Genomic DNA, 10,877 nt, shown 5'->3' on the forward strand with positions numbered 1-10,877 from the left:
CAGGTGGACGCCCATCGCGAGGCCGGCTTCACCCACATCCGGGTGCAGGCCGGCATTCCCGGGCTGGACGTGGTGTACGGGGTCGCCAAAGACGGGGTCTACGAACCGGCCGGGCGGCGTCCGGTGCGGGAGACGCCGCGCAGCCTGACAGGACGAGCACTGCCGTGAATCAGGCGACAGCGCGCCATCCTCGCCGGGCGGCCATACCCGCTGACGATTCGTTGGCACCCACGCCCTCCTTCAGACTGCGTACCGATCCAGGGATCACGCCGCCGGCAAAGCAGCGAAGGCGGTCAACATGGCGCCAATGTAGGGCGATGCGTCATGCGACTCGATATTCTTCGCCCCAGATCGCGGCGACCGGCATGGCCCAGATTCGGTCGTCGAGCGGGTAGGTGGTCGTGCCAGTGTGAAACACGACGCCCCGATGAAAGATCGCCCCGAGTTGATCGCGCAGCCATGCCAGGTGCCGGGCGTCGCGAGGGTGCACCACCTCGGCAGCCTTGATCTCAACCCCGACGACCTGACCCGCCGCCGATTCGAGCAGCAGATCGACTTCACGGGTCTGGTTGGCGTCGCGCAGATGGAAGGCGCTGATCGCCGGCGAGGACAACCGCAGGAGTGGCCGCAATTGGGCGGCCACGAAGGTGTCGACGAGCCGGCCGAGCCGATCGCCGTTGCGCAGCGCTCCAACCCGGCTATCGCCCGCAAGGTGTGCGGCCATTCCCGAGTCGACGATGTAGTACTTCTGACGTTTCACCATGCGGCTGAGCCGGTTGGTGGTCCAGGCAGGCAGCCGCTCGATGATCCGCAGGTCTTCGAGCAGGTCGAGGTAGACCTTCGTCGTACGGTGATTCAGCCCAGCTGCAACGGCCAACGTGCCCAGTTCCGGCTGGCCCGCGGAGTTGAGCGCGACGGCCCGCAGCAGCGATGCCAATCCCGTCGGGTTCCGGACGTCGGCGGCAGCCGGCACATCGTGGCGAATCAGTTGGTCGATATAGCCGTCGTACCAGTTCGAGCGAGCGAAATCGCTGAGCTCATAGGCGTCCGGAAAGCCACCGCGAACGGCGTGGTCGACGTAGTCCGTGAGCGTCGGGGCGGGGTCGAGTCGGGTGGCGGGAAAGGGCTGATCGGCGAAGAGCCGCTCGATGAAACCCGCGGCCTGCTCCTGCCGTTCCAGCTCGCCGACCGCGAGCCCGTACATCGGAAGGGGGACGACGCGGCCGGTGCCGGGCCAGCCTGTCGACCCCAGCCGTGCCCGGACGCTACCGGTGAGCAGAAAGCGCCCGGTGCCGGGCTCGGAGTCGACCGCCCGTTTTACCGCGCCCATGGATTCAGGCTCGGACTGCCACTCGTCGATAAGCACAGGGGTGGGGTAGGTGGCCAGCACCGCATCGGGAGATCCTCGGAAAGCCGCTGCCTGCTCCGGGCGATCGAGGCGTAGCACCGACCGGGCGCGTCGGAGGGCGGTTGTCGTCTTGCCACAGCCGCGCGGCCCGACCAGCATCACAGCTGGCAGTTCGGCCAGTAGCAGGTCCAGTGCCCGATCGATGTAGCGCGGGAGGTAACCATCCTTGACGGCCATCCGATGTCCCTCCTGATGCAGATTTAGCAGCATGCCTAATGCAACTTTAGCAGTACCTCTAATGCCGATTTAGCACGGTTGGGCGTCCGGCCCTGCTCACAGCAGATCTGCTCACGGCAGCGCGCTCTGTTCTCCTGGCCGCCGCGCGGGCAGGCTCGCAGCATGACCGACACCGCGACCGAGCCGCTCCGACTCGACCACCTGCTGCACGACCGGCTGTTCGAGCAGCGCACCATCGTGCTCAGCGGCCCGCTGGCCGACGACAACACGCTGCGGCTGTGCAGCGCGCTGCTGGTGCTGGCCGCCGACGACCCGGACGCCGACATCCGGCTGCTGATCAACTCTCCGGGCGGCTCCGTCCCCGGCATGCTGGCGATCCGGGACTGCATGCGCACCATCCCCAACGACGTCGCCACCATCAACCTCGGCATGGCCTACAGCGCCGGACAGTTCCTGCTGTCGTCCGGCGCCAAGGGCAAGCGGTACACCATGCCGCACGGACGGGTGCTGCTGCACCAGGGCTCGGCCGGCATCGGCGGCACCGCGATGGACATCGCCATCCAGGCCGACGACCTGCGGAACACCCGCGACACCGTGCTGGCCTGCATCGCCGAGGACACCGGTCAGCCGCTGGAACGGGTCGAGGCCGACTCCCGCCGGGACCGCTGGTTCTCGGCGGAAGAGGCCCTCGACTACGGATTCGTGGACGCCATCGTCGAGGGCCCGGAACTGCTGCCGACCCCTCGGACCCGGATCGGAATGGGCCGCGCCGACCTGGGAGGACTCCGATGAGCAGCTACCCGATTCCCTACGTCACCACCCGCACCGACCGCGGCGAACGCACCGTCGACATCTACAGCCGGCTGCTAGCCGACCGGATCGTCTACCTGGGCACCGGCATCGACGACGGGGTGGCCAACACCGTGATCGCCCAGCTGCTGCACCTGGCCAACGAGAACTCAGAGACCCCGATCTCGCTCTACCTGAACTCACCGGGCGGGTCGATCCCGGCAACTCTGGCGATCTACGACGCCATGCAGTTCGTCCGGCCACGGGTGGAGACCACCTGTGTCGGGCAGGTGGCGGCGACCGCCGCGCTGTTGCTGGCCGGGGGAGCGCCCGGCGGACGGCAGATCCTGCCGCACGGACGGGTGGTCATCCATGCCCCCGCCGCCGAGGGACGCGGCACCATCCCCGACCTGATCCTGGAGGCGGACGAGGTCGCCCGGGTCCGTACCCTGCAGGAAGAACTGCTGGCCCGGCACACCGGGCGGACGCCGGAGCAGATCCGAGCCGAGCTGGAACGCGACCTGATCCTGACCCCCTCCGACGCCGTCCGCTACGGCATTGTCGACCGGGTGCTGGCGGTCGACACCGGACTCAACGACCCTGCCAAGGATTGATCAGTTCGACGCCGATGTTGTCGGCTTCGTTGAGCTTGCGCTGCGCACGGCGTCCAGCACCGCTATGTCGTCGTCGGAGAGGTCAAGCTCGCGACCCAGCGAGGTCAACGCGTCGCCGAGCAAGAACCGCTGAGACGGTGGGAGCGTCACGAAACCACTCGGGTTTGCGTCAGCTTCGGCGATGCGCTGGTCGATGATCGCGGCGACCTCCGAGGACACCTCGCCATGGTCGAGTGAGTTCTGCAGGGCAAAGATGAGTTCCCGGCGAGCGGACTCATCGAGCTGCAACGCTCGTTCGAGGAGCCCCTGATCAACCATGGGCCGATGGTACCCGTACAATCCGACGTTTCATGGTGTCAGGCGGCCAGGTTTCATGGTGTCAGGCGGCCAGGCAGACCGGGCCCCGGATCGTGCCGGCCAGCCGGGTGCTGATCCGCAGGGTCAGCTCGGAGACGGTCAGGTCCAGGGCTCCGGCGACGGCGGCGAGCAGTTCCGAGGACGGCTCTTTCAAGCCGCGCTCCAACTCGGACAGGTACTGCGGGGACATTCCGGCGCGTCCGGCGACGTCGACGATCCGGTCGGAGCGTTCCAGCCGTTCGGCGCGCAACTGCTCGCCCAGCGCTTCCCGCCAGAGCGGCTCGACCGGCTCCGGTTCGCGCTCCGGTCGCAGCGGTATGACGTCACCCATGGGCACAGCGTAATCGCGGTCCTAGACTCCGGTCATGACGCTGACTCCCGACCTCAAGCCCCGCAGCCGCGACGTCACCGACGGTCTGGAGAAGGCCGCCGCCCGGGGTATGTTGCGGGCGGTGGGGCTGGGCGACGAGGACTTCGCCAAGCCGCAGATCGGCGTGGCGTCGTCCTGGAACGAGATCACCCCGTGCAACCTGTCGCTGGACCGGCTGGCCAAGGCGGTCAAGGACGGCGTGCACGCCGCCGGCGGCTACCCACTCGAGTTCGGCACCATCTCGGTCTCGGACGGCATCTCGATGGGCCACGAGGGCATGCACTTCTCACTGGTCTCCCGCGAGGTGATCGCCGACTCGGTCGAGACCGTGATGAACGCCGAACGGCTGGACGGCTCGGTGCTGCTGGCCGGCTGCGACAAATCGCTGCCCGGCATGCTGATGGCCGCCGCCCGGCTCGACCTGGCGTCCGTGTTCCTGTACGCCGGGTCGATCCTGCCCGGCATCGCCCGGCTCTCGGACGGCACCGAGAAGACGGTCACCATCATCGACGCGTTCGAAGCGGTCGGCGCCTGCGCGGCCGGGCTGATGTCCCGGGCCGACGTGGACGCCATCGAGCGCGCCATCTGTCCCGGCGAAGGTGCTTGTGGCGGCATGTACACGGCCAACACGATGGCCTCGGTGGCCGAGGCGATCGGCATGTCGCTGCCCGGCTCGGCGGCCCCGCCGGCCACCGACCGGCGCCGCGACGGGTTCGCCCGGCGCTCGGGCGAGGCGGTGGTGAACCTGCTGCGCCGCGGCATCACCGCCCGCGACATCATGACCAAGGAAGCCTTCGAGAACGCCATCGCCGTGGTGATGGCCTTCGGCGGCTCCACCAACGCGGTGCTGCACCTGCTGGCCATCGCCCACGAGGCCGAGGTCGAGTTGACCATCGACGACTTCCAGCGGGTCGGCGCCAAGGTTCCGCACCTGGCCGACGTGAAGCCGTTCGGCGCCTACGTGATGACCGACATCGACCGGGTCGGCGGCGTCCCGGTGGTGATGAAACTGCTGCTCGACTCCGGCCTGCTGCACGGTGACTGCCTCACCGTCACCGGCAAGACGATGGCCGAGAACCTGGCCCACATCGCCCCGCCCGACCCCGACGGCAAGGTGATCCGGGCGATGCAGCAGCCGATCCACCACACCGGCGGCATCACCATCCTGAAGGGCACGCTGGCCCCCGAGGGCGCGGTGGTGAAGAGCGCCGGCTTCGACGATTCGGTGTTCGAGGGCACCGCCCGGGTCTTCAACGGCGAACGCGCCGCGATGGACGCGGTCGAGGACGGCACCCTCGGCAAGGGCGATGTGGTGGTGATCCGCTACGAGGGACCCAAGGGCGGCCCGGGCATGCGCGAGATGCTCGCCGTCACCGGCGCGATCAAGGGCGCCGGGCTCGGAAAGGACGTGCTGCTGCTCACCGACGGCCGGTTCTCCGGCGGCACCACCGGCCTGTGCGTCGGCCACGTCGCTCCCGAGGCGGTCGACCTGGGTCCGATCGCCTTCGTCCACGACGGCGACCCGATCCGGCTGGACGTGGCGAACGGACGCCTCGACCTGCTGGTCGATCCGGACGTGATGGCGGCCCGCCGGGACGCCGGCGTCACCCACCCCGAACCCAAGTACACCCGCGGGGTGCTGGCCCGCTATCGCAAGCTGGTCACCTCGGCCAGCCGCGGCGCCGTCCTCGACTGAACTCAGCTCCGCTCGGCGGTGTGGCTCTCCCGGACCGCGGTGATCAGGTCGGTGAGCGTCCGCTCCAGAAGTTCGCGATCCCGATGCGGCAGGCGACGCGTCAAGGCGTCGGCGGCGTCGGTGAGCGGCCGGTAGAGATGCCGCAGCTCGTCGAACCTGTCGGTTGAGCGCAGCTGCGCCGACCGGCCATCGTCCGGATGTCGTTCCCGGGCGACCCAGTGCTGCTGTTCGAGGCGAGCCAGGACGCCGGTCAGGGTGGCGCGCGACAGCCCCGTCCGGAGGGCGAGGTGCGAGGGTGTGCACGGGCCTTCGCGGTCGATGACGTCGAGAACGTCCAGATCGCGGGGGTTCAGGCCGGCGGCGACGGCCACCTTGTCGTTGACGATCTGGAGTTCGATCCGCAACTGCCTGACGGCATCCCTGATCGACGTGACGTCGCTCATCGGGACGCCCGGCGCCGGTTCGTGGTGGGCGCGACCGCCTGGCGCAAGTGGTCGCGGCGACTCAGTTCGGCGACCATGGCGGCGGCGAGATCGGCGCGGGTGGTGGTGCCCTGGGTGGGGTGGTCGAGGTCGAGGCGGTAGTCGGAGACCTGGTCGGCATCGATCAGCCGACCTGGTCGCATCACCGTCCAGTCGAGATCGCCGACGGTGTGGAGATATTCCTCCATGGCGCGCATGTCGGCGTACAGCGTGCGTCCGATCACATTGCGGAGCAGCGGAAAGGCCAGGTGGTCGGCGAGCCAGTTCATCGGCGGCGGCGGATAGGTGAGTCCCGAACTGACCACCACCAGTCGCCGGGCCGAGCGGCTGCGCCGCATCGCCTCGACGATGTTCCGGGTGCCCACCGAGTAGATGCTGACCGGACGCCGGGTGTAGGCGCAGCCGAGGGTGGACAGCACGGCATCGGCACCCGCGACGGCCTCGTCCAGCCCGTCGCCGGAGAGGGCGTCGGCCTGGACGAGGGTGAGCTCGGGGTGCGGCTCGAGCGGCAGCGGGTCCGGACGGCGACTGACCGCCGTCACCGCATGACCTGCCCGCAGCGCCTCCCGGCACAGCCACAGGCCGGTGGGTCCGGCCGCTCCGACGATGGTGACGCGCACGGTGACCTCCGATGGGGCAGATAGTACGGAAACCGTACCATCTACGTTCGTGAGACTGCAGCGCGGCCCTCGACCTCTCAGCAGTCCCGCAGCCGCTGCAGCACGTCGTCCAGCATCTGCTCGGTGAGCTTGCCGGTGAAAGTGTTCTGCTGGCTGACGTGGTAGCTGCCGAACAGCCGCACCGTCCGGCCGCCGGCCCCCAGCTCGGCCTCGGCGCCGTGCCCGAATCGCGGTTTGGGACGCGGCACCGCCCAGCCCAGCCGGCGCGCGGCGGCCAGGGTGGCGTCCCAGCCGATCAAGCCGAGCGCCAGGATTCCCCGTAGCCGCGGCCCGATCAGGGTCAGCTCGCGGTCCAGCCAGCCCGAGCAGGTCGCCTTCTCGACGGTGCTGGGCTTGTTGTCCGGCGGCGCACAGCGCACCGTGGCGGTGATCCGCAGATCGCGCAGCGCCAGGCCGTCCCCGGCATGGGTCGCGGTGGGCTGATTGGCCAGCCCGGCCCGGAACAGCCCGGCGTACAGCCAGTCGCCGGACCGGTCGCCGGTGAACATCCGTCCGGTCCGGTTCGCACCGTTGGCGGCCGGCGCCAGGCCGACGATCAGCAGCGTGCCGGCGTCGTCGCCGAAGGTCGGCACCGGACGCCCCCAGTACGGCTGATCGGCGAACGACGCCCGGCGTCCGGTGGTCGCCACGCTTTCGCGCCAGCTCACCAGCCGGGGACAGGCCCGGCACACCGACGAGCGGGCCTGCACCTGCTCCAGGCTCGCGGACGCCGCCAGCCGCGCCACGTCCACGGCATCGAGCGCGACCGGGGTGGAACCCGTCGCCGGATCACCCGGCCAGCCGGTGCCCGGTGGGGCCGGGGACGCGAACGACCGCCCGGTGAGCGGGTGCGGATCGCTCAACGCCGACCGGCCAGGTAGCGGAAGACCAGATGGGCACAGCCGATCACCACCAAGACGATGCCGATGGCGAGCACCCGTGGGGTCTGCATCTCCGGGTCGTCCTCGGACCGGATCAGGGACGCCAGGCCGAACAGCAACTCCACCAGCATCGGTGCCAGGACCAGGACTCCCACCGCGATCCGGATCGGATGCCTGCGCCGCCGGTACGGTGCCGCCGCGGCGAGTTCCCGCGGTATCGGCGCCAGCACCTCGACACGCGTGGTCGGCAGATCGATGCCCGCCTGGGCCGAGTCGGGATCCTGGCCGATGATCATCGGCCGGCGCGCGGGGACCGGTCCCATCGGTTGCTGATCGAAGAGCGACATCGCCAACCCCCTTATCCGGCCCGGGCTTGGGCGCAGTGTAGCCCCGAGATCCTGTCGGCGACCTCACGTACCCTGACCGGGTGCGGATCGCGACCTGGAATGTGAACTCGGCCAAGCAGCGGGTGCCGCGGCTGCTGCCGTGGCTGGACGAGCGGCGTCCCGACGTGGTGTGCCTGCAGGAGACCAAACTCACCGACGACGCCTTCGCGGCCCTGTTCGCCGAACCGCTCGCCGAGCGCGGGTACCAGTTCGCCAGCAACGGCCAGGGCCAGTGGAACGGTGTCGCGCTGCTCTCCAAGGTGGGTCTGGCCGATGTCGAACGCGGCTTCCCGGACATGCCCGGTTTTCCCGGGCCGGAGGCGCGGGCGATCAGCGCCGACTGCGGCGGCGTCCGGGTGCACAGCCTGTACGTGCCGAACGGACGGGTGCCCGACTCCGATCACTACCACTACAAGCTGGAATGGCTGGCCGCGCTGCGGGCCAGCGTCGCCGCCGGCCCGGAGCACGTGGCGTTGTGCGGCGACATGAACATCGCGCCCGCCGACGCCGACCTCTTCGACCCGGCCGCCTACCAGGGGCACACCCACGTCACCGAACCCGAACGGACGGCGCTGCAGGCGCTGGTCGACCTGGGCCTGCACGACGTGGTCCGCGACCGCTGGCCCACCCAGCGGGTGTTCAGCTATTGGGACTACCGGGCCGGCATGTTCCACCAGGATCTCGGCATGCGGATCGATCTGATCCTCGCCGACACCGCCACCGCGTCCCGGGTCGCAGCGGCCTGGATCGACCGCCAGGCCCGCAAGGGCGCCGGTCCCAGCGACCACGCCCCGGTGATCGTCGACCTGGACGAGGCCCCGGACGGCGACATCGGCCCGGTCGTGCCGCCGCCGTCGGCGCCGCGGACGCCCCGGCGCGGTGCCCGGAAACTGCCCCAGTCGCGGTGACGCCGGCCCACCCGGCCGACTCCGGCCGCGGCCTGTGCCAGAATCGGGAAGCGACCGTTGCCCCGATCGGAGAGTTTCATGCTGATGTGCGAGGCCTGCGGCCTGCAGTTGTTCGAGCACGCCCTGCACTGCCCTCGCTGCGGACGCGCTGTGTCCGGCGCTGAGCTGGACGCCTCCGAGGTGCCGGCCCCGCCGAACACCCCTCCGATCCGTTTCGAGGGCGAGCCCGCGCCGGCCGCCGAGCCCGCGCCGGCCGTGGAGGCCGGGCCGGCACTGGTGCCGGGTGACCATGGCGACGACTGGGACCCGGACGAGACCAGCCGGTTCCTGCCCGCCTACGGCAGCGGACGCAGCACCCGCAACACCGTGGCGCTGATCGCGCTGGGCGTGGCGCTGGTGGCTGCCATCTCCAGCCTGGCCTGGCTGATCGGGCAGACGCTGGGCACCCGGCCCACGGTCGCCTCACCGGGCACCGTCTCACCCAGTTCCACGGTGCTGAGCAGCACGCCGCCGCGCGGTGCGACGGTCTGCACCCCCGAACTGGCGCGCAGCGCCACCACCACCTGCGCGGTCGCGACCCGGGTGCTGTCGGCGGTGCGGACCCTCGGCACCGACCTGCCCGACAGCTTCCGGGTGACCATCGCCGATCCGCAGTCCCGCAAGAACGTCACCTACCTGTGCGCCATCAAGTCCTGGATCGAATGCAACGGACCGGCGGAGGCGAAGATCTACGTCCGGCGCCAGGCCTGACCGACCCGAAGGAAAGCAGCCGGCAGGGAATCAGCCGGGCTCCGGCGCGATCCGGGCGTCGATCAGGCTGGCCGAGCGCAGCTTGCTCCACGGCGTGTGCGCGGTGAGTGTCGACAGCGTCGCCGGGGGATAGCGGTAGGCGATGGTGGCCCGGGCGGTGGCGTCCGAGGACGCGTCGGCCAGCGCATGGGCCAGCGCCGGAATGCCCGGCGCGTGGCCGACCACCAGGATGCCGGCGTACCCGTCCGGGACGGTCATGATCTGCTCCAGGATGTCCGGCGCCCCGGCGTTGTAGATCTCGTCCCGGTCCCAGATCGGCACGCCGAGGCCGAGCGCCTCGGCGGTCTGCAGGGTCCGGGTGGCCGACGAGGCCAGGATCACGTCGATCCGGGCGCCGCGCAGGTAGGCGCCGACACCGCGGGCCTGCTGCACCCCGCGGGCACTCAGCGGACGTGCGTGATCGCCGCCCGGACCGGGCGACTGCCAGTGCGCCTCGGCGTGCCGGAGCAGATGCAGCGTGCTCACTCGCTGCGGGTGAATTCGTTCTCGTAGTCGGTGCCCTGGGCCCGCCGCCAGCTCTCGAAGATCTCCTTCTCCGCGTCGGTGCGTCCGACCCAGACCGCGCCCTCGACGGACTTGCCGGGCTCGAGGTCCTTGTAGACGGCGAAGAAGTGCTCGATCTCCAGCAGGGTGAGCTGCGGCAGGTCCTTGAGCTCGGTGAGGAAGTCCTGGCGCTGGTCGGCGACCGGGATGCAGAGCACCTTGTCGTCACCGCCCATCTCGTCGGTCATCCGGAACATCCCGATCGCCCGGCACTCGATCAGCGCACCGGGGAAGGTCGCCTCCGGGACCAGCACCATGGCGTCCAGCGGATCGCCGTCCTGGCCGAGCGTGCCTTCGATGAAGCCGTAGTCGTTGGGGTACTGGGTCGAGGTGAACAGCGTCCGGTCGAGCCGGATCCGGCCGGTGTGGTGATCCATCTCGTACTTGTTCTTGGTGCCCTTGGGAATCTCGATGGTCACGTCGAAGTGCAGACTCGGCTGGATCTTGGGGCGGATGTAGTCGACCACAGTGCAGTTCACCTCTCGAAGGCTGTCATGATGGCGTGGATGCCACGCTCGACCCTATCTCCAACCCCGCCCGCGGCAACATGCCGAAATCGTTAGCCCGGACGTCGGCCCGGCTGGCCCGGACGGCGGTGCTGGTGCTGCTCGCCCTGGTGGTGGTCGCCGCCGGGGCGCTGCTGGCCGTCCCGCAGTGGCGTACCGCGGTGTTGTCGCCGAGCGTGCTCAGTTCCACCGCCCCGCCGCCGGCCGGCTACCGGCCGCCGGCCACCGCCGCGGCACCGGAGCTGCCGCTGGAGGCGCTCACTCCGACCCCGGCGCCGTCGGCGAAGGCCC

General features: G+C 70.1%; 15 protein-coding genes. 6 read left to right on the forward strand and 9 right to left on the reverse strand.

Going from position 1 to position 10,877, the window contains the following annotated elements:
• Window positions 1–322 precede the first annotated feature (322 nt).
• The gene (locus QM582_RS03330) at window positions 323–1,618 is read right to left on the reverse strand and encodes an ATP-binding protein (RefSeq protein ID WP_415081739.1); all 1,296 of its coding nucleotides are present in this window, start codon (window positions 1,616–1,618) and stop codon (window positions 323–325) included.
• A gap of 129 nt (window positions 1,619–1,747) precedes the next feature.
• Between QM582_RS03330 and QM582_RS03335 the strand changes: the two genes are divergently transcribed.
• A complete protein-coding gene (locus QM582_RS03335) occupies window positions 1,748–2,377 on the forward strand; it encodes a ClpP family protease (RefSeq protein ID WP_415081741.1) in 630 nt (209 codons plus the stop codon).
• Window positions 2,374–2,988: a ClpP family protease gene (locus tag QM582_RS03340; protein ID WP_415081743.1), complete on the forward strand. Its 615-nt coding sequence runs from the start codon at window positions 2,374–2,376 to the stop codon at window positions 2,986–2,988. Before QM582_RS03335 ends, QM582_RS03340 begins: the two co-directional genes overlap by 4 nt.
• Here the strand turns inward: QM582_RS03340 and QM582_RS03345 are convergent, their stop codons facing one another.
• Complete coding sequence (locus tag QM582_RS03345; protein WP_415081745.1) at window positions 2,989–3,306, reverse strand: hypothetical protein; 318 nt, start codon at window positions 3,304–3,306, stop codon at window positions 2,989–2,991.
• Between the two features lie 61 nt (window positions 3,307–3,367).
• Window positions 3,368–3,676 carry a helix-turn-helix domain-containing protein gene (locus QM582_RS03350; protein ID WP_415081746.1) on the reverse strand — a complete coding sequence of 103 codons (309 nt, stop codon included), beginning with the start codon at window positions 3,674–3,676 and terminating at the stop codon, window positions 3,368–3,370.
• A gap of 34 nt (window positions 3,677–3,710) precedes the next feature.
• Between QM582_RS03350 and ilvD the strand changes: the two genes are divergently transcribed.
• Window positions 3,711–5,411, forward strand: coding sequence for a dihydroxy-acid dehydratase (ilvD, locus tag QM582_RS03355; RefSeq protein ID WP_415081748.1), 1,701 nt, complete (start codon window positions 3,711–3,713; stop codon window positions 5,409–5,411).
• A gap of 2 nt (window positions 5,412–5,413) precedes the next feature.
• On the opposite strand, the gene QM582_RS03360 is transcribed toward ilvD, so the two are convergent.
• The 4 genes from QM582_RS03360 to QM582_RS03375 form a co-directional block, all read right to left on the reverse strand.
• Window positions 5,414–5,854 (reverse strand): MarR family winged helix-turn-helix transcriptional regulator, encoded by a 441-nt coding sequence (locus tag QM582_RS03360; protein ID WP_415081750.1) that lies wholly within the window; start codon window positions 5,852–5,854, stop codon window positions 5,414–5,416.
• On the reverse strand, window positions 5,851–6,513 hold the full coding sequence (locus tag QM582_RS03365) for an NAD(P)-dependent oxidoreductase (protein ID WP_415081751.1): 663 nt from the start codon (window positions 6,511–6,513) through the stop codon (window positions 5,851–5,853). Before QM582_RS03365 ends, QM582_RS03360 begins: the two co-directional genes overlap by 4 nt.
• A gap of 77 nt (window positions 6,514–6,590) precedes the next feature.
• The gene (locus QM582_RS03370) at window positions 6,591–7,415 is read right to left on the reverse strand and encodes a uracil-DNA glycosylase (RefSeq protein ID WP_415081753.1); all 825 of its coding nucleotides are present in this window, start codon (window positions 7,413–7,415) and stop codon (window positions 6,591–6,593) included.
• A complete protein-coding gene (locus QM582_RS03375) occupies window positions 7,412–7,780 on the reverse strand; it encodes a hypothetical protein (protein WP_415081754.1) in 369 nt (122 codons plus the stop codon). Before QM582_RS03375 ends, QM582_RS03370 begins: the two co-directional genes overlap by 4 nt.
• Window positions 7,781–7,860: 80 nt before the next feature.
• Here QM582_RS03375 and QM582_RS03380 point away from each other — a divergent pair, with 80 nt between their 5' ends.
• Together QM582_RS03380 and QM582_RS03385 are read left to right on the forward strand one after the other, a co-directional pair.
• Window positions 7,861–8,727, forward strand: coding sequence for an exodeoxyribonuclease III (locus tag QM582_RS03380; RefSeq protein WP_415081755.1), 867 nt, complete (start codon window positions 7,861–7,863; stop codon window positions 8,725–8,727).
• A 78-nt stretch (window positions 8,728–8,805) separates the two neighbouring features.
• Window positions 8,806–9,477: a hypothetical protein gene (locus QM582_RS03385; protein ID WP_415081757.1), complete on the forward strand. Its 672-nt coding sequence runs from the start codon at window positions 8,806–8,808 to the stop codon at window positions 9,475–9,477.
• Window positions 9,478–9,507: 30 nt separating this feature from the next.
• Here QM582_RS03385 and QM582_RS03390 read toward each other — a convergent pair whose 3' ends face one another.
• Together QM582_RS03390 and QM582_RS03395 are read right to left on the reverse strand one after the other, a co-directional pair.
• Entirely contained in the window at window positions 9,508–10,002 is a 495-nt protein-coding gene (locus tag QM582_RS03390) for a SixA phosphatase family protein (RefSeq protein ID WP_415081759.1), read from the reverse strand.
• A complete protein-coding gene (locus QM582_RS03395; RefSeq protein WP_415081760.1) occupies window positions 9,999–10,559 on the reverse strand; it encodes an inorganic diphosphatase in 561 nt (186 codons plus the stop codon). Before QM582_RS03395 ends, QM582_RS03390 begins: the two co-directional genes overlap by 4 nt.
• Window positions 10,560–10,627: 68 nt before the next feature.
• Here QM582_RS03395 and QM582_RS03400 point away from each other — a divergent pair.
• A partial coding sequence (locus tag QM582_RS03400) for a hypothetical protein (RefSeq protein WP_415081762.1) occupies window positions 10,628–10,877 on the forward strand: 250 nt, incomplete at its 3' end.

Source organism: Micropruina sp., assembly GCF_047607385.1.
Taxonomy (GTDB): domain Bacteria; phylum Actinomycetota; class Actinomycetes; order Propionibacteriales; family Propionibacteriaceae; genus Micropruina.